This window comes from Uliginosibacterium sp. sgz301328 (assembly GCF_041807905.1).
In the GTDB taxonomy this organism is placed as follows: Bacteria; Pseudomonadota; Gammaproteobacteria; order Burkholderiales; family Rhodocyclaceae; genus JBGVSA01.
On record NZ_JBGVSA010000023.1, the window covers coordinates 48,311 to 65,740 of the forward strand.

The window sequence follows — 17,430 nt, forward strand, 5'->3', positions numbered from 1 at the left end:
CCGTTCATTGGGCTACGCGCACTACGCCCTTTTCGACCAGGGCTGCAATGCTGTCATCATCGACTCCAGCATCCCTCAGGATGGCTGCCGTATGCTCACCCAGTCGCGGCGGACTCATGCGGATCGGCGGCGCCTTGCCGTCATACCTGTTTGGGTGACTCAGCGTCTTGACCTCGCCGGCCACGGGGACGTTCATCGAAACGATCATCTCGTTCCACGCCACCTGCGGGTCGCGCACCACGTCGGCATATTCGTTTGCCGGCGTGTGCCAGATATCGAGTCGATCAAAAATCTCGTACCAGTCGGCCGTCGTTCTCTTCTTCATCTCGTCGGCAACGATGCGGTCGACCTCATCCCGCCGCATCATCTGGTCCTCGGCCGTATAGCCATCGAGGGAGTCAGACCCGAACGCTTCGCGCAGCTTGTCGACTGGCGCCAGCGACAAGGTGATCCATCCATCCGCCGTCCTGTAAACACCGTATGGAGCTTGGTGAAAGCGCGTGCAGAGGCCGGAATTGAGCTTGTCCCACAACGGCCCTTTGTTCAGAAAGTAGTTCAACGGTTCGATCTGCAGATCCAAGGCCGCGTTGAGCAAATTGCAGTCGACCTTGTGCCCCTTGCCCGTGCGCTCACGATCGAACAGCGCGGCCAGCACGCCCAGAGCAGCAAGCACGGCCCCGTGCTGGTCAACGGGCGCAGTGCCGACCGGCGTCGGCCCCGAATCCGCCTTGCCCGTCAGCGAAGCCAATCCGCTCAGACCTTGAATGAGCAGATCCTGTCCGGCCTTGCCCAGATACGGTCCGCTCGAACCGTAACCGGTGCATGAGCAATAGATGAGCCTCGGATTCAAGGCAGCCAGGGCTTCATACCCGAAACCGAGTTTTTCCATTACCCCCGGTCGGAAGTTCTCGACCACCACGTCGGCCTGTTTCACCAGCTTGTAGATGATCTCTTTGCCCTCTGGCGATTTCAGATCGATCGCCAGGCTCTTCTGATTGCGGTTGGCCATCATGAAGAACACGCTGACACCATTCATGTACGTGTCGAAGCCGGACCAGTGGCGCTCATAGGCCCCTTTTGGCGGCTCGACCTTGGTGACGTCAGCCCCCAGGTCCGCAAGGGTCTGCACTGCAGAAGGCCCCTGCAGATAGTGCGTAAAACTCAGAACTTTGATGCCATTCAGCATGATTGGGCTCCTCTACGTTCAGTCAGGGTCGCGTTCGTCTACGAGATCGCGGTCGCGGGTTTCGGGGACCGCCATGCACTGCACGAGAGAGATGCCGGCGATGATCATCATGTAAATCGCAATGGGCCAGTAACTGTTGGCATACCAGAGCAGCAATGCCGAACAGATCATGGGGGCGATGCCACCGCCAAAAATTGCCGAGAATTCGCGCGCAACGGCGAGGCCGGCATAGCGATAACGCGAGCCGAACAATTCGGCGAACATGGGCGACTGCGCGGCAATGGCGCCTTCGACCGCGAACACGAAGCCAAACACATAGACGATCGAAATCAGCCAGAGGTTGCCCGTGTGCATGAGCATGAATGCCGGTGCCGATCCCACGACCAGGAGCGCCAATATGGCGATATTGACGGGCTTGCGGCCCCACTTGTCGACAGCCCTGCCCGCCAACCAGGCTCCCGGGATGGCGAAGATGCCCCCCAGCAGCACCAGCTTCGGGACCGCCCCGGCATCGATGCCGACCGTTCCCACCAAGTAGGCGCCGACAAAGGCGTTGTAGATGTACGAGTGCGCGTGACTGCCAACGTTGATGAAGAACACGCGCCACAGCGGCTTGCGCCCGTACTTGAACACTTCGCGCAAGGGCGAATGCGCTTCGTGCCGCCGTTGGGCCTTCACCTCGGCAAATACCGGTGACTCCTTCATCTTGCGGCGAATGATGTATGCGCAGATCGTCACGACGATGCTCGACAGGAATACCAGGCGCCACCCGAATTCAAGGAATGTCTCCTTGGAGAGCTGCTGGGCCGCGATGAAGACCAGGCTGGCAATCACAAAACCTACCGATGCCCCCATCCACACAAGCGAGGTCGTTGCCCCGCGCTTGCCCTTCGGTGCGAACTCGGTCAGCAACACCACGGCGCTTGCCATCTCAGCCCCTGCGCCAAACCCCTGCAGCGTACGGCACAGCACCAGCAGTACCGGCGCCAGCAACCCCACCTGCTCGTAGGTCGGCAGCAGTCCGATGGCGAACGTCGCGGTTCCCATGAGGTATAGGGTCGCCACCATCACGAATTTCCGTCCCAGCCGATCTCCGTAACGCGAAAAGAACAGGCCTCCCAGCGGACGTGCTGCAAAACCGACGGCATACGCGCCGAAGCTCGCGATGTAGCCGACCGCGGGGCTGACCTTCGGAAAGAAAATGGTGTTGAACACCAAAGCCGAAGCCATGCTGTAGACCACCATGTCAAAGTTCTCGAGCAGCGTCCCTACGAATCCCGCCCATCTGGCGCGGTTCAACTCACTTGCGGAGTCTTGCGACTCCATCGTGACGGCGCCTTGCGCCGCAACGTCTTCACCGTATGACATCGTCTCCACCCTCCTCATGTTGCGCAGCGCTCGCCGCGCATTGCCTCGACAACTCCAGGTACCGTCCAAGAGAAGCCATATCTTGAGAAATTTTGTGAAATCGATTTCACGCCTTTTCAGATCGATTGTCAACGCCTGTTCAAAAGACACTAGACAGGGCTGTGCGCAGTGCAGGATGGGACAGAAGAAAAGCAGAAAATCCGACCGTCCAGTCAGACGTTCTGGCTTCGATACGGAATACGTGGCAGCTTATCGGCGCACTCGCGCGCTCAAGTCTGACGCTTGCGTGCGTAGGCCTGAGTGCGTATGAAATTGCCGATCAGCTCGGCGTCCCGCCGGGACTTTTCACCAGACTGCATGGCCATGGCCTTGAGCATGAGGAGATTGTCGATGGCGATCACGAGATGATCGCCGTCCTCCACTGCCCCCGGAACGAGCGCTGCATAGTCGAAGGTGCAGATGGTGTTCCACACTTCGAACGGGCCATGAATGACGCCGAGGTCGCCGTAGACGTCCTTCACCTGCGTCGGATATTGCTCGGTGAGTCGCGCATGGTCCGCCGGCGAAGCCACGAGATCGATATCGGGCCCCGACGGGCGAATACCGTAGAACTCCATCGCCCTGCCACCAATCAGCAGCGGCCTGTCGTAAAAATCGAACCCCAGGTGCGCCAGCGCAATATCCATGCTCCGTCCCGTCGATGCCTGCCATGCAGGCCGTGAGCCCGCACAGGCCACAAATGAAAACGGAGCCACAAGGGGCTCCGTTCTTCAGTGCTGCTGCGTCCAGCCGATCAGGCCAGTGCCGCAAACACGCGTGCGGTGATCTCTTCCACCGAACCCAGGCCGGAGATCTTCGCGTAGCGCGGCGCCGCCGCATCACCGGTAGCGGCCCAGTCGGAGTAATACTTGACCAGCGGCTTGGTCTGCGAGTGGTAGACCTCGAGGCGCTTGCGCACGACTTCTTCCTTGTCGTCTTCGCGTTGCACCAGCGGCTCGCCGCTCAGATCGTCCACGCCTTCGGCCTTCGGCGGATTGAACTTGACGTGGTAGGTGCGGCCGGAGCCGGTGTGCACGCGGCGACCGCTCATGCGCTCGACGATTTCTTCGTCGGGCACGTCGATTTCCAGCACGACGTCCAGCGCCACGTTCGAATCGCGCAGGGCATCGGCCTGCGGCAGCGTGCGCGGGAAACCGTCGAACATGTAGCCATTGCCACAGTCCGGCTCATTCAGGCGTTCTTTCACCAGGCCGATGATGATGTCATCGGACACCAGCTTGCCGGCATCCATGATGCTCTTGGCAGCCACGCCCAGCGGCGTGCCGGCCTTGACGGCGGCGCGCAGCATGTCGCCGGTGGAAATCTGCGGGATGCCAAAACGCTCGGCGATGAACTTGGCTTGCGTGCCCTTGCCGGCTCCCGGCGGTCCCAAAAGAATCAGACGCATGTCGCGTAACCTCCTGTCGAATAGTGAAGCGGGACTTCATTCGCCGCCACGCGGGCGGCGACGCTGTCGTTGGATGGCCGACAAGTGCCGGCCGTGATCATCGGTCTTGTGCGCCGTCGGCGAAATACCGTCTTACCCGCTCAAGGTCTTCCGGCGTATCCACGCCCGCCGGAGGCGCTTCGGCGAGTTGTTCGACGCGAATGCCATAGCCATGCCACAACGCGCGGAGCTGTTCGAGCATCTCGATCGACTCCAGCGGCGCCGGCGCGAGCTTGCCATATGCGCGCAGGAAAGCCACGCGATAGGCGTACAGCCCGACGTGGCGCAGCGGCACGAAGCCAGCCGGCAGCGGCTGGCCCGCCGCGACAAGCCCGGCGGCAGACGCATCGCGGGGCCATGGCATGGGCGCGCGCGAGAAATACATTGCACGTCCGGCCGCATCGCACACCACCTTGACGGCGGCCGGGTTGAGGAATTCTTCGGCGGAATGGATCGGGTGCGCTGCGGTGGCGATGGCGGCGGACGCGTCATCGGCCAGTACTTTCGCCACGCGAGCGACGACGGCCGGATCGATCAGCGGTTCGTCGCCCTGCACATTGACCACGATGTCGTCGTCGCGCCAGCCCAGGGCATCGACCACCTCACCCAGACGATCGGTGCCGCTGGGGTGGTCGGGGCGCGTCATGATGACCTGCATGCCGGCCGCGCGCACCGCGTCGGCAACCCCGGCATGATCAGTGGCGATCCAGACTTCGGCCGCCCCGGCCGCCCGGGCGCGCTCGGCGACGCGGACGACCATCGGCCTGCCGCCGATGTCGGCCAGCGGCTTGCCCGGCAGGCGGGTCGAGGCGAAACGGGCCGGAATGACGGCCTTGAAGGCAACAGTCACGGGCTTACAGACCGACGTCTTCGGCGCTCAGCGAGCGCGCGTCGTCGGCGAGCATGACGGGGATGCCGTCGCGTACCGGGTAGGCCAGGCGGCAAGGTCTGCACACCAGTTCCTGCTCCGGCTTGCGGTAATCCAGCGGCCCCTTGCACACCGGGCACACGAGGATTTCAAGCAGCTTGGGGTCCATGCAAACGCTCCAGAATGAGGGCGACCGCCTCGTCCGCGACGACGGCATTCACCGGCAGCACCCACGTCTGGGCGGGTGCGAAAGCCGAGCATTTTATCGCATCCTTCTCGGTCATCAGCAGCGCATCGCACGCCTGCAGCGCGAGATCGTCGGCCGTGAAGGCGTGATGGTCCGGAAAAGCCTGCATCGCCGTCGGGCGAATGCCTTCGGCGTGCAGCGTTTCGAAGAAGCGTTGCGGGCGTCCGATACCGGCCACCGCACGCGTCGTCATTCGCGCAAGCTCGGCCGATTCGCGATGCTCGGCGGGGTCGCCCAACCGGTACCAACGCCCGGCGAGCAAGGACATGGAGAAGACCGGCACATCGCCCAGCGCCTCGCGCACGCGAGCGGAGAGCGGCCCGTGCGCCAGCACCAGCGTGGCCCGTGCGGCGCGCGACACCGGCTCGCGCAGGGGGCCGGCCGGCATCGGCCAGCGGTTGCCCAGCACACGCTCATCGATCACCACGACCTCGACATCGCGGGCCAGCGCGTAGTGCTGCAACCCGTCGTCGGCGATCAGTACGTCCACCTCCGGATGGGCCGCGAGCAATGCGCGCGCAGCCTCGGCACGACGGTGCCCCACCCATACCGGCACGCGACTGCGGCGCGCCATCAGGGCGGGTTCATCACCCACCGCGGAGGGCGACGAGTTCGCCGTCACCTCGGTCGGCGCCGAGGCGCTGCCACCGTAACCGCGCGACACGATGCCCGGCGTCATGCCGCGTCGGCGCAGCGCATCGACGAGCCACAGGGTCGCGGGCGTCTTGCCGCTGCCGCCTGCCACCACGTTACCAACGACGATCACCGGCACCGGCAGGCGCACGCTTTTCAGGACCCCACGCCGATACAACGCGCGGCGCACGGCTGCGATGGCAGCGAACAGCGCAGCCAACGGCAGCCACGGCCAACTGACCGGACCGCGCGACGACCACCAGTCAGGAGCGCTCGCCATGAAGGCTGATTCCGTTTTCGAGATTGCTGGGAAGGACTGGGTGCGGCTCGAGCAACCGCACCTTGCGTATAGCACGACCGAGCCGGGCGACCAAGCGGCCGCCCGCTGGAACACGCCTACTTGGTGGCTTGCGTGGCAAAGCTCACCGAAGGCAGCCCGGCCTTCTGCGAAGCCTGCATCACATCGACGACGGCCTGGAAGTTCGACTTGGCGTCGGCGTTGATCACCACCACCGGCGACTTGCCTTCGGGCGTGGCGCGGCGCAGCGCTTCGACGATCGCCACCACGTCGTGCGAGCCGACCGGCGCGCGATTGACCATCACATCGCCATTGGCGGTGACGGCAACGTTGATCTCGTTGGGCTGGTCGGGCGTGGCGCTGGCGTCGGAAGTCGGCAGGTTGATCTCCAGCCCCGAAAACCGCGAATACGTAGTGGTCAGCATCAGGAAGATGATGATCACCAGCAGCAGGTCGATCATCGGGATCAGGTTGATCTCGAGTTCTTCGCGATGCCGTCCGCGTCGGAAATCCATGCTCGCCCCTTACTTGACGCGGCGTTCGCCGTGCGAGACTTCGACCAGTTTGACGGCCTGCTGCTCCATATCGACGACGATGCTGTCGACGTGAGCACGATAGTGGCGGTGCGCGATGAACGCCGGGATCGCCACCAACAGGCCGAAGGCCGTGTTGTAGAGCGCGATCGAAATGCCGTGGGCCAGTTGCACCGGGTCGGCACCGCCGCCCGTGGGCGAATTGGCGCCGAACAGTTCGATCATGCCGATGACGGTGCCGAACAGCCCCATCAGCGGCGCGATCACGGCGATGGTGCCGAGCGTGGTGAGAAAGCGTTCGAGGTCGTGCGCGACACCGCGGCCTTCTTCTTCGATGGCCTCTTTCATGACGTCGCGCGACGAGCGCAGGTTGCGCAGCCCGGCAGCGAACACGCGGCCCAGCGGCGAATGACTGGCCACGCGGCGGGTGAGTTCTTCAGTGACGCCGCCCTGGCGGACTTCATTGATGACTTTTTCCAGGAGACCCGGGGGGACGATGTGGCTGCGGCGCAGCGAAATGGCACGTTCGATGATCAGAGCCAGGGCAATAACCGATGCAAACAGCAAGGGAATGATCGGCCAACCCGCCGCACGAATGATGTCCAGCACGTAAACGACTCCGATGAGCGATATCAGGCGCCGAACTTTAGCCCCTGATGCAAGCGATGGGCAAGTTGCGCCGGTCGGACGCCGGACGGCCGGGGCTGTACGGATGTAGGAATCCGGCGCAAAGCCGCACAGGACAAAGCCGGACAACATAATCCACAATTTCTGTGGATAACTTTGTGGGTAGGTTTGTAACGAATTCTCTAAGTGGCCTAGGGGCAAGGGTTTTCATTGTGGCGATGAAAAATGAAGCTATGATGACATCATTTAAAAATCAATGACTTAGAAAAGCCCTTCGCTGTCAAGCCTGTTTTGTCGGCCAAACGCCAATCTCTTCGCACTGCACAATGCGCGGTGTGGATTTCGCTACAATCGCGAACCTATGACTGACGCGCTTTTCCAGCCAATTCCTGAGGCAAATGTACTTCCGGTGTCCGAAATTGTTCACCGGGCGCGTGCCTTGTTGGAGTCGAGACTTCCGCTGTGCTGGGTATCAGGAGAGATATCGAGCGTCACCCGTGCGGCGTCGGGGCATGTCTACTTCACCCTGAAGGATTCTTCCGCCCAGATGCGCTGTGTCATGTGGCGGACGCGCGCGCAGCTATTGCCGTTCCAGTTGACCGAAGGCATGCGCGTCGAAGTTCGCGCACAAATCACGGTCTACGAACCGCGCGGCGATCTGCAGTTGTCGGTGGAGTCGGTCCGCCGTGCCGGACAGGGCAACCTCTACGAGGCCTTCATTCGCCTCAAGGCGAAGCTGGCCGATGAAGGACTGTTCGATGCCGGGCACAAGCGTCCCTTGCCTGCCCTGCCGCGCGCCGTCGGCGTGGTGACCTCGAAATCCGGCGCGGCGCTGCATGACGTATTGGTGACGCTCCGCCGCCGCGCGCCCGCCATGCGCGTGGTGGTCTATCCCACGCAGGTGCAGGGCGATGGCGTCGGCGAACTGATCGCCCGCACCATCGCACAAGCCGGCGCACGCGCCGGGCACGACGGCATCGAAGCGCTGATCGTCTGCCGTGGCGGCGGCAGTCTCGAAGACCTGTGGGGCTTCAACCACGAAGCGGTGGTGCGTGCCATCCATGCCAGCCCGATTCCCGTCGTGAGCGGCGTCGGGCACGAGACCGACACCACGCTGTGCGACTTTGTCGCCGATCTGCGCTCGGCCACACCGACGGCTGCGGCCGAAGCCGTCAGCGCGGGCTATATACAAGTGCAATCGCGCCTGCCCATGCTGGCGCGCTCGCTGTCGCGCGCCGCCCGGCATGTCATGAACGAGGCCTGGCAACGCGTCGACCTGGCCCAGCGCCGCCTGCTCCATCCACGCGAGCGACTGGCGCGCAGCCGTACAGACCTCGACAAGCTGGCGCTGCGACTGGCCCACGCGCAGGGGCGTGCGCAGAACGAACGGCGCACGTTGCTGGCGCGACTCGACTCTCGGCTCGCCGCGCGCAGGCCGCGCCTCGATCTGATCGCGCAGCGGCTGGACAGCCTCGCTCCGCGATTGGCACGCGGCGCACGGCAGCCGATCGAACGCGCGCGCGTACACCTCGATGCGATGGCCAGCCACCTCGAGCATCTGAACCCCGAGGCGGTACTCACGCGTGGCTATGCCATCGTGCGCGGCGCGGACGGACACGTACTGCGTCGCGTCGACGATGCGCGCGTCGACGATGCAGTCGACATCAAGCTCTGCGATGGCACGATTGATGCTGTTGTCATCAAGACCATACCCGCCGACCGGTTGTCAGGCACCGACGATCCAAACTAGACTTGGCGGGTTTCCCCAAACAGTGTTCCGGACGGCCGGCCGCCCGGAGCGCCTCAACACCAACAAGGAGCCCGATCATGGAACATACCCTGCCGCCGCTGCCGTACGCCAAGAACGCACTGGCACCGCACATCTCGGAAGAAACCTTCGAGTACCACTACGGCAAGCATCACCAGGCCTATGTCACGAACCTGAACAACCTCATCAAGGGCACCGAGTTCGAAAACGCTGCGCTCGAAGACATCATCAAGAAGTCGTCCGGCGGCATCTACAACAACTCGGCGCAAGTCTGGAACCACACCTTCTTCTGGAACTCGATGAAGCCCAATGGCGGCGGCGCACCCACCGGCAAGCTGGCTGACGCCATCAACGCCAAGTGGGGCAGCTTCGACGCCTTCAAGGAAGCCTTCGCCAAGAGCGCGGTCGGCAACTTTGGCTCCGGCTGGACGTGGCTGGTCAAGAAGGCCGATGGTTCGGTCGACATCCTGAACACGGGTGCCGCCGGTAACCCGATGACCACCGGCGACGTGGCGCTGCTGACGCTCGACGTGTGGGAACACGCCTACTACATCGACTACCGCAACGCCCGCCCGAAGTTCGTGGAAGCCTTCCTGAACAATCTGGCCAACTGGGATTTCGCCGCCAAGAACTTTGGCTGATCCCGACCGCTGCCTGAACGGATAGCCCGCCGCGTGCGGGCTTTTTTTCGTCTTGCAGGCTTGTGGGACAGCGGTTGGCGAGAAATGAAGACCAGGCGCGGCAGTCCGCCGGGCTGTTATGCTGCCACTTCATCCACGCTGTCGGAGAACACGAATGACACCGCGTGAAGTCGTAGAGCGCTGGGTCGCGCTTTTCAATGCCGCTGATGCGGCGGGCCTGGCCGATCTCTACCATCCTGAGGCGATCAATCACCAGGTCACCCAGGACCCGATCGAAGGGCGCGAAGCGATCCGTGCCATGTTCGAGCGAGAATTCAGCGCCGCCAAGATGGTCTGCATCGTCGAGACGATCCATGAAGCGGGCGAGGTGGCAGCGCTCGAGTGGCGCGATCCCCTCGGCCTGCGCGGCTGCGGTTTCTTCACCGTCCGCAACGGTCGCATCGCCTTCCAGCGAGGCTACTGGGACAAGCTGTCCTTCCTCAAGATGCACGGCCTGCCTATCCAATAGCCACAGCATTGTCCCGGCCGCCCCCGCACATCCGTCGGCCCGCGACTCCGTGCGATGCTACGCACCGCGCATCGCACGATGACTCAGAAAATTCGCACAACAGGTTAGGATGCGAGCCTCGGACTTGAGGAATCGGCACTATGGCTGCGTGGATTTTCTGGGGAGTGGTATTGGCGGTACTGGCGTACGGCATCATGCTCTACAACGGACTGGTCGTGCTCAAGCACGCCGTCGCCCGCGCGTGGGCCAACATCGACGTGCTGCTCAAGCAACGCCACGATGAATTGCCAAAGCTGATCGAAGTCTGCCGTCAGTATCGTGACTTTGAATCGAGCACGCTTGAACGTGTCATAGCCGCCCGCAACGGGCTGGCAAGTGCGCGCGAGCATGGCGACGTCCACACGCTGGGTCGCGCCGAAGGTGAGTTGCGCGCCGGCATCGGCCAACTCTTCGCCGTGGCCGAGAGCTATCCGGAACTGCGCGCCAATGAACAGTTCATCCAGCTCCAGCAACGCATCAGCGAACTCGAAGACGCCATCTCCGACCGCCGCGAGCTGTACAACGAGACGGTCAACATCAACAACGCGCGCATCGAGCAGTTCCCGGCGTTTTTCATCGCGCGCCTGTGCGCCTTCGAAGAAAAGCCCCTGCTTCGCTTTGCCGCTGCGGAAAAAGCCGACGTCAACGTAGCCGCCCTGTTCGCACGCTGATCCCGGCCGACACGTGGTGACGCCGTCGAACCTGGGGCCCTTTCAGCTCGTCGCGAACTGGCCGGTGATGGCTGGCACGGCGATGGTCGCGTTCGTCAGTTGGCTGGTCCACTATCGTCGCTACCGCGCCATGGCGGACGTGCCGAGCGCGCGCATTGCGACCGCGCCGCAGGGCTACGTCGAACTGGTCGGCATCGGCCGCGCACTCGACGGACTGCCGCTCTACACCCCCACCACCGGCCTGCCCTGCCTGTGGTACGAGTACGTCATCGAAGAACAGTCGGGCGATCGGGATTCCAACTGGCGCGAAGTGCATCGCGAGCGCTCCGATGCATCATTCATCATCGATGACGGCAGCGGCCGTTGCGTGGTCGACGCCGAACGCGCCGACATCATCACGGCACAACGCAGCGTCAACGTGGAATACGGCCGGCGCACGACATTGCGCGTGCTGATCCCGGGCACGCGCCTGTACGCGTTGGGTCATCTCACCACCGAAAGCGGTGCCAGCCGTCGCCCCACCATCAAGGCGGCCATGAACGATCGCCTGACGCAATGGAAACGCGATGGCACGGCACAGAAGAAGTTCGATCTCGATGGCAATGGCGAACTGAGCCTCGAAGAGTGGGAACTGGCCCGCAGCGCGGCACGGCGCGAGGTCAGCCGTGAATGGGCCGAAGACGGTGCGCTGCCCGACGCCCACTCGCTGGGCCCGGCTCCCGACGGGCGCTGGTTCATGGTGTCGGACATCGCGCCGGACACCATGGTGCGCCAGTACCGTCTCAAGGCCTGGGCCTCGCTGGCGGGCTTCTTTGCCGCCTTGGCAGTTGCGGTGTGGGCCTATCGCACGATGTAGGCAGTCCGCGCAATACGAGCCGGCTCCGCACGTTTTGCGCTAACCTGCGAAGTTCCGACAACGACATGCGGAGAGTCCCATGCCCACCTACTCCGGAAGCTGCCACTGCGGCAGCATCGCGTTTGAAGTGGACGGCGAGATCGGCAAGGTCATCGAGTGCAACTGCACGCATTGCCAGCGAAAAGGCTTGCTGCTGTGGTTCGTCAGCCGCGATCAATTCCGTTTGAAGACACCGCGCGATCGCGCCGCCATGTCCACCTACCAGTTCAATCGTCACATCATCGAGCACCACTTCTGCCCGACCTGTGGCGTGCAGCCGTTTGCCGATGGCAAGGACCCGGCGGGTAACGAGGTGGCTTCCATCAATGTGCGGTGCCTGGAAGACATCGATCTGACCACGCTGACGCGCGTGCCCTACGATGGCCGGCACCAGAATTGATTCCGTCGTGGTCCGCGCCGAGGGCATCGCCGATAGCGCAACTGTGCATGCACTGAATGCCGCGGCCTTTCCCACCGCTGCGGAAGCACACCTGGTGGATGCGCTGCGTGACGACCCGGCGTATGTTGGCTTGGTGGCGGCATCGGCCGAAGAGCTCATCGGCCACGTGGCGATGTCGCCCATGCAAGCCCCTGTGGGCGCTTTCGGGTTGGCCCCGCTCGCGGTTGCCAGCGACTGGCGCAAACGCGGCATCGGCGGGCAACTGGTGCGCGCCGCAATCGAAGCCATGGGTGCGAACGGAGCCACGGCGCTGTTCGTGCTGGGCGACCCGGCCTATTACGGCCGTTTCGGTTTCCGCGCCGCCAACCATTGGGGGCTCACCAGCGAATACGAAGCGCTCGGCGTGCCCGTCGAAGCATTCATGGCCGTTGAACTCATTCCCGGTGCACTGAACGGCGCGCCAAAGCAGGTGCGCTACCACGCCGCGTTTGCAGCCCTCTGAAGGGACATCCGCGAACCCGCGCAGCGTTCTTCGGTCGACACGGGCATTCGCCGACCAGAAAGGATCATCGATGGCAACCTGGGTCGTTCCGGCTCTCAAGGCCGTGCTGCCTCACCTGGGCACGATCATCTCGGCCACCCTGCCGGTATTCACGCGCAAGGGCGACGGCGCTCAGGCGACGCTGCAGCAGCAGATCGCCGAACTTCAGAACGCGGCCTCGCAGAATACGGCATACATCAAGGAATTGGCGGCGCAGCTGGAGCGCTCGCTGGCGGCTGTCGAGGCCGCGGCGGAGGCCGCTGATACGCGCCTGCATCGCATCACCATGGTGGCCATCGCTGCCGTAGGGGTGGCGGGACTGTCGCTGATGGGCACGCTGTACGTCATCCTGACGCGCTGAGGTTGCCCCCCTCTTCTCAAAAAAGGAGCGCCCGCATGGACCTGCAACTCAAGGACAAGATCGCCCTCGTTTCCGGCAGCACCGCCGGCATCGGTTTCGCCATTGCACAAACACTTGCGCGCGAGGGCGCCAAGGTGATCGTCAACGGGCGACAGCAGAGCGCCGTGGATGATGCGATCGCCCGTATCCGGCAGGCCACGGGCCAATCCGCCGAAGGCTTCGCCGGCGATCTGTCACTGGCGCAAGAGGCCGAACGCCTGATCGCTGCGTTTCCGCAGGTGGACGTGCTGATCAACAATCTGGGCATCTTCGAAGCGCGTGACTTCGCGGACATCAGCGATGACGACTGGCGCCGGTTCTTCGACGTCAATGTGTTGTCCGGTGTGCGGCTCGCGCGCCTCTACCTGCCCGGCATGAAGACGCGCAATTGGGGGCGGATCATCTTCATCTCGTCGGAGAGTGGCATCCAGATTCCCACCGAGATGATCCACTACGGCACTACCAAGACCGCACAACTCGCCGTAGCGCGCGGCCTGGCTGAATCGCTGGCTGGCACTGGCGTCACCGTCAATAGCGTGCTGCCGGGGCCCACACGCTCGCGCGGAGTGAATGACTTCGTCGCCGAACTGTCGCAGCGCGAAGGCAAGAGCTTCGAGGAATTCGAAAAGGAGTTCTTCACCACCATGCGGCCGTCGTCGATCATCCAGCGGTTCGCCTCGCCCGATGAAGTCGCCAGCCTGGTCGCCTACGTGGCAAGTCCGCTGGCCTCCGCCACGACGGGCGCCGCGTTGCGCGTGGATGGCGGTGTCGTGCGCAATCCGTTCTGAGCAAAGGATGTCGAACACGATGAAGTTGCCGACGGTCCTCCTGCTCATCGTGTTCGCGCAGACATCATTTGCCGGTGACGTGTCCATCGTGGTCAGAAAGCAGGCGCGCGTCGTGCAGGTGCTCGACGACGGCAAGGTCGTCAAGACGTATCGCGCCGCGCTCGGTTACGCACCCGATGGCACGAAACTCCGGCAAGGCGATGGCAAGACGCCGGAGGGCCGTTATTTCGTCCGCGTCAAGAATGCCAACAGCCAGTTCCATCTTTCACTCGGCATCGATTACCCAGGCGTGGACGACGCCGCACGCGGTCTCAAGGCCAGGCTCATAGACGGAGCGCAATATGCAGCCATCGTTGCCGCTCACCGCAGGAACAGACTGCCGCCGCAGAACACCGCGCTCGGCGGCGACATCTTTCTGCACGGCGGCGGCAACAGCCGCGACTGGACGCTCGGCTGCATCGCGCTGGACAACGCCGACATCGAAGAACTCTACAAGACGGTGAAGCTGGGCACGCCCGTCGATATCGTGCGGTGATTGGCGCCGCTGAAGCGAAAAAAAGGCCGCTCACGGGAGCGGCCTTTCGTTTGGGCGAACGACAATGGTCAGGGCGCGTGGCCGGTGATCGTCACGTCGGGGCGCCAGCCACCGCCGAGCGCCTTGTACAGGTCGATCTGCGCCGTCAGGCGGTTTTGACGCGCCGTCAGATAGGTAATGTCAGCGTCATTGCGGCTGCGCTGCGAATCGAGCAGATCGAGGAAGGCCGCCGAACCCGCCTTGTAGCGGGCGCTGGCGATCTGCTCCGAGCGGATCGCGGAATCGAGCTGCACGCGGCGAGCCTCTTCCGACACCGTGGCCTGACGCAGCGTGCTGAGCGCATCGCGCACTTCCTTGAAGGCCGTCTGCACGGTCTTGCGGTACTGCTCCAGCGCTTCCTTCTGCACGGCAGTGGCCTGGTCGACCTTGCCACTGCGATAGCCCGCATCGAAGATCGGCAGGTTCAGCGTGGCGCCGATATTCCAGGCCTGCGCGCCCGACTTGAACAGGACCGACAGGTCCGCACTGGCACCGCCGAACGCGCCGGTCAGCGAGATGGTCGGGAACAGCGCCGCCTTCGCCACGCCGATCTGCGCGTTGTAGGACGCCAGCGTGGCTTCGGCCTGACGCACGTCGGGGCGGGCTTCGATCAGCTCGGACGGCAGACCGACCGGCGGCACCGCCGGCGTCGGCAAGTCACGTGCGCTGGCACCCGGCTGGATGACCAGCGCCGGGTCGCCCGTGAGGAGCGCCAGGGTGTGCATGAAGACTTCACGCTGGCCTTCCAGTGCCGACGTCTGCGCCACCAGCGCGGCGCGATTGCTGATCGCCTGCTCCACGTCGAGACGCGACACGCTGCCCGCGTCATAACGACGCTGGGTGATGGCCACGGCCTCTTCGCGGTTCTTGAGGCTTTCGCGGTTGGCATCGAGCAGGCCTTCGGTTGCGCGCAACTGGATGTACGTGCTCGCCACCTGGCTGGCCACGGTCAGGCGTACGGTGTCACGGTAGTAGTGACTGCCGGCAGCCTGGGCGATGGCGGCTTCGCGAGCGCGGCGGAACTTGCCCCAGAAATCGAGCTCGTAGGCCGCCACCAGTCCGCGCAACTGAAAGTTGTTGCCCTGGCGATCCGCCCCCGGGGTGGTGAGGTATTCGCTCGTCTGGCTGCGGGCGGCGGCAGCCGCCAGGTCCACTTCAGGGAACAGCGCCGCACCGGCCTGCTTGAGCACGGCATCGGCCTGCTCGATACGGGCGATGGCGATACGCACATCGCTCGAATCGGTCAGCGCCTTTTGCACCAGCGCGTCCAGTTGCGGATCGTTGAAGGCGCGCCACCAATCGGGTGCGACTTGCGCCGCGCCCGTGCTGTTTGCAGTGACAGCGTCATATTGGTCCGGCAGCGGCTCGGCCGGCCGCTTGTAGTCGGGCCCGACCGCGCAACCGGCCATCAGCACCGCCAGCGAGGCGGCGACAAGGGTCAGTCTGTACTTCATTGATTCTCTCCGGTCGATGCGTGGGCGTTCGAGTCATCGTTGTCCTCATCGGCGGCGGCCTTCTTGCGACGGCCACCCAGCCAGGTGAAGAACAGCGGGATGAAGATCGTCGCCACGAAAGTCGCCGCGATCATGCCGCCGAACACGCCCGTACCCATGGAACGACGCGCAGCCGAACCGGCCCCCGTCGCCCACACCAGCGGCACCATGCCCAGAACGAAGGCCAGCGAAGTCATCACGATCGGACGGAAGCGCAGGCGTGCCGCCTCCAGCGCCGCGTCGAAGATGTCCTTGCCCGCCGCCATCTGTTGCGCTGCGAATTCCACGATAAGAATCGCGTTCTTCGCTGCCAGCCCGATCAGCACCACCAGGCCGATCTGGAAGTAGATGTCGTTCGGATCGTTGCGTAGCCAGATCGCCACCAGCGCACCCAGCAAGGCGAACGGAATGGCCATCACCACCGCGATCGGCAGCGACCAGCGTTCGTACTGCGCGGCCAGGATCAGGAACACCATGATCATGCCGAAGATGAACGCGGCCGACGACGTCGAGCCGGTGCGCTTTTCCTGGAACACCTGGCCCGTCCATGCCAACTGGTAACCATCCGGAAGCACGCGTGCGGCGGTCTCTTCGACGATCTTGATCACGTCGCCCGAGCTCACGCCCGGTGCGCCGCTACCCATGATCTTGGCGGCCAGGAAGCCGTTGTAGCGGTCGAGCGATTCGGCGCCCGTGGTGCGCGTGACTTTGATGAGCGCCGACAGCGGAATCATGTTGCCGTCGCTGGAACGTACGAACACGCGGCCCAGGTCTTCAGGCTTGGAGCGGAATGGAGCGTCCGCCGCGATCTGGACCTGGAAGGCACGGCCGAACTTGTTGAAGTCGTTGACGTAGTACGACCCCATCGTGCTCTGCAGCGTGACGAACACGTCGCTGATCGACACATTGAGCGACAGCGCCTTGGTCTCGTCGACTTCCACGTGCAACTGCGGCGTGGCGGCGCGGAACATGGTGTTCAGGCCGGTCAGGCGCTTGTCCTTGCCCAGCTCTGCCATGAAGTTGGTCACCACGTCCTGAAGCGCGCGCGGATTGTCCGCGCCACGACTCTGGATGTAGCCTTCGAAACCGCCCGCCGTACCCAGACCTCGAATCGCCGGCAGGTTGAAGGCGATGGCCATGCCGTCCCGCTGCATCATGCCCACGCCCATCACGGCCTTGACCATGTCGTCGGCGCTTTCCTTGCGCTCGCCCCAGGGCTTGAGCTTGATGAAGGTCGTCGCCGACGAACTCTTCATGCCGCCGCCGATGAGGTCGAAGCCGTTGACCATGAAGATCTGGTCGATGGCCGGGTGCTTGGCCAACTGCGCGCGGATCGATTCGGAGGTCGTCATCGTGCGTGCCAGCGAGGCGCCGTCCGGCAGGATGATTGCGCCGAACACGTAGCCCTGGTCTTCCGACGGCACGAAGCTGGTCGGAATGCGCATGAACATCAGCACCGCCACGGC

At 63.7% G+C, this 17,430-nt stretch carries 21 protein-coding genes; 10 read left to right on the top strand and 11 right to left on the bottom strand.

Annotated features, from left to right (window positions below; all coding sequences use genetic code 11):
- Positions 1-4: 4 nt before the first annotated feature.
- The 9 genes from ACDA63_RS16080 to ACDA63_RS16120 form a co-directional block, all read right to left on the bottom strand.
- Positions 5-1,186: a CaiB/BaiF CoA transferase family protein gene (locus tag ACDA63_RS16080; protein ID WP_373664298.1), complete on the bottom strand. Its 1,182-nt coding sequence runs from the start codon at positions 1,184-1,186 to the stop codon at positions 5-7.
- A gap of 18 nt (positions 1,187-1,204) precedes the next feature.
- On the bottom strand, positions 1,205-2,554 hold the full coding sequence (locus tag ACDA63_RS16085) for an MFS transporter (RefSeq protein ID WP_373664299.1): 1,350 nt from the start codon (positions 2,552-2,554) through the stop codon (positions 1,205-1,207).
- Between the two features lie 269 nt (positions 2,555-2,823).
- Positions 2,824-3,240 (bottom strand): hypothetical protein, encoded by a 417-nt coding sequence (locus tag ACDA63_RS16090; protein ID WP_373664300.1) that lies wholly within the window; start codon positions 3,238-3,240, stop codon positions 2,824-2,826.
- A 107-nt stretch (positions 3,241-3,347) separates the two neighbouring features.
- Positions 3,348-4,001: an adenylate kinase gene (adk, locus tag ACDA63_RS16095; protein WP_373664301.1), complete on the bottom strand. Its 654-nt coding sequence runs from the start codon at positions 3,999-4,001 to the stop codon at positions 3,348-3,350.
- A gap of 97 nt (positions 4,002-4,098) precedes the next feature.
- Positions 4,099-4,890, bottom strand: coding sequence for a 3-deoxy-manno-octulosonate cytidylyltransferase (gene kdsB / locus ACDA63_RS16100; RefSeq protein ID WP_373664302.1), 792 nt, complete (start codon positions 4,888-4,890; stop codon positions 4,099-4,101).
- Between the two features lie 4 nt (positions 4,891-4,894).
- Positions 4,895-5,077 (bottom strand): Trm112 family protein, encoded by a 183-nt coding sequence (locus tag ACDA63_RS16105; RefSeq protein WP_373664303.1) that lies wholly within the window; start codon positions 5,075-5,077, stop codon positions 4,895-4,897.
- Positions 5,058-6,068: a tetraacyldisaccharide 4'-kinase gene (lpxK, locus tag ACDA63_RS16110; RefSeq protein ID WP_373664304.1), complete on the bottom strand. Its 1,011-nt coding sequence runs from the start codon at positions 6,066-6,068 to the stop codon at positions 5,058-5,060. The genes ACDA63_RS16105 and lpxK overlap by 20 nt, the downstream gene beginning before the upstream one ends.
- A gap of 116 nt (positions 6,069-6,184) precedes the next feature.
- On the bottom strand, positions 6,185-6,601 hold the full coding sequence (locus ACDA63_RS16115) for an ExbD/TolR family protein (protein ID WP_373664305.1): 417 nt from the start codon (positions 6,599-6,601) through the stop codon (positions 6,185-6,187).
- A 9-nt stretch (positions 6,602-6,610) separates the two neighbouring features.
- Positions 6,611-7,228, bottom strand: a complete 618-nt coding sequence (locus tag ACDA63_RS16120; protein ID WP_373664306.1) for a MotA/TolQ/ExbB proton channel family protein — start codon at positions 7,226-7,228, stop codon at positions 6,611-6,613.
- 379 nt (positions 7,229-7,607) lie between these two features.
- On the opposite strand from ACDA63_RS16120, the gene xseA reads away from it, so the two are divergent.
- The 10 genes from xseA to ACDA63_RS16170 all read left to right on the top strand — a co-directional run bounded on the left by xseA (position 7,608) and on the right by ACDA63_RS16170 (position 14,432).
- Positions 7,608-8,996: an exodeoxyribonuclease VII large subunit gene (gene xseA / locus ACDA63_RS16125; RefSeq protein WP_373664307.1), complete on the top strand. Its 1,389-nt coding sequence runs from the start codon at positions 7,608-7,610 to the stop codon at positions 8,994-8,996.
- 77 nt (positions 8,997-9,073) lie between these two features.
- Positions 9,074-9,655, top strand: coding sequence for a superoxide dismutase (locus tag ACDA63_RS16130; RefSeq protein ID WP_373664308.1), 582 nt, complete (start codon positions 9,074-9,076; stop codon positions 9,653-9,655).
- A 154-nt stretch (positions 9,656-9,809) separates the two neighbouring features.
- Positions 9,810-10,163 carry a nuclear transport factor 2 family protein gene (locus ACDA63_RS16135; RefSeq protein WP_373664309.1) on the top strand — a complete coding sequence of 118 codons (354 nt, stop codon included), beginning with the start codon at positions 9,810-9,812 and terminating at the stop codon, positions 10,161-10,163.
- 140 nt (positions 10,164-10,303) lie between these two features.
- Complete coding sequence (locus ACDA63_RS16140; RefSeq protein ID WP_373664310.1) at positions 10,304-10,873, top strand: LemA family protein; 570 nt, start codon at positions 10,304-10,306, stop codon at positions 10,871-10,873.
- A 16-nt stretch (positions 10,874-10,889) separates the two neighbouring features.
- The gene (locus ACDA63_RS16145) at positions 10,890-11,729 is read left to right on the top strand and encodes a hypothetical protein (protein WP_373664311.1); all 840 of its coding nucleotides are present in this window, start codon (positions 10,890-10,892) and stop codon (positions 11,727-11,729) included.
- Between the two features lie 79 nt (positions 11,730-11,808).
- Positions 11,809-12,168, top strand: a complete 360-nt coding sequence (locus ACDA63_RS16150; protein WP_373664312.1) for a GFA family protein — start codon at positions 11,809-11,811, stop codon at positions 12,166-12,168.
- On the top strand, positions 12,149-12,670 hold the full coding sequence (locus ACDA63_RS16155) for a GNAT family N-acetyltransferase (protein ID WP_373664313.1): 522 nt from the start codon (positions 12,149-12,151) through the stop codon (positions 12,668-12,670). Before ACDA63_RS16150 ends, ACDA63_RS16155 begins: the two co-directional genes overlap by 20 nt.
- A 70-nt stretch (positions 12,671-12,740) precedes the next feature.
- A complete protein-coding gene (locus tag ACDA63_RS16160; RefSeq protein WP_373664314.1) occupies positions 12,741-13,070 on the top strand; it encodes a hypothetical protein in 330 nt (109 codons plus the stop codon).
- A gap of 35 nt (positions 13,071-13,105) precedes the next feature.
- A complete protein-coding gene (locus ACDA63_RS16165; RefSeq protein ID WP_373664315.1) occupies positions 13,106-13,897 on the top strand; it encodes an SDR family NAD(P)-dependent oxidoreductase in 792 nt (263 codons plus the stop codon).
- Between the two features lie 7 nt (positions 13,898-13,904).
- Positions 13,905-14,432 carry a murein L,D-transpeptidase family protein gene (locus ACDA63_RS16170; protein WP_373664316.1) on the top strand — a complete coding sequence of 176 codons (528 nt, stop codon included), beginning with the start codon at positions 13,905-13,907 and terminating at the stop codon, positions 14,430-14,432.
- Positions 14,433-14,500: 68 nt separating this feature from the next.
- Here ACDA63_RS16170 and ACDA63_RS16175 read toward each other — a convergent pair whose 3' ends face one another.
- Both ACDA63_RS16175 and ACDA63_RS16180 read right to left on the bottom strand, forming a co-directional pair.
- Complete coding sequence (locus ACDA63_RS16175; RefSeq protein ID WP_373664317.1) at positions 14,501-15,925, bottom strand: efflux transporter outer membrane subunit; 1,425 nt, start codon at positions 15,923-15,925, stop codon at positions 14,501-14,503.
- The coding region (locus ACDA63_RS16180; protein ID WP_373664318.1) for an efflux RND transporter permease subunit at positions 15,922-17,430 on the bottom strand (1,509 nt) is incomplete at its 5' end. The genes ACDA63_RS16175 and ACDA63_RS16180, both read right to left, overlap by 4 nt.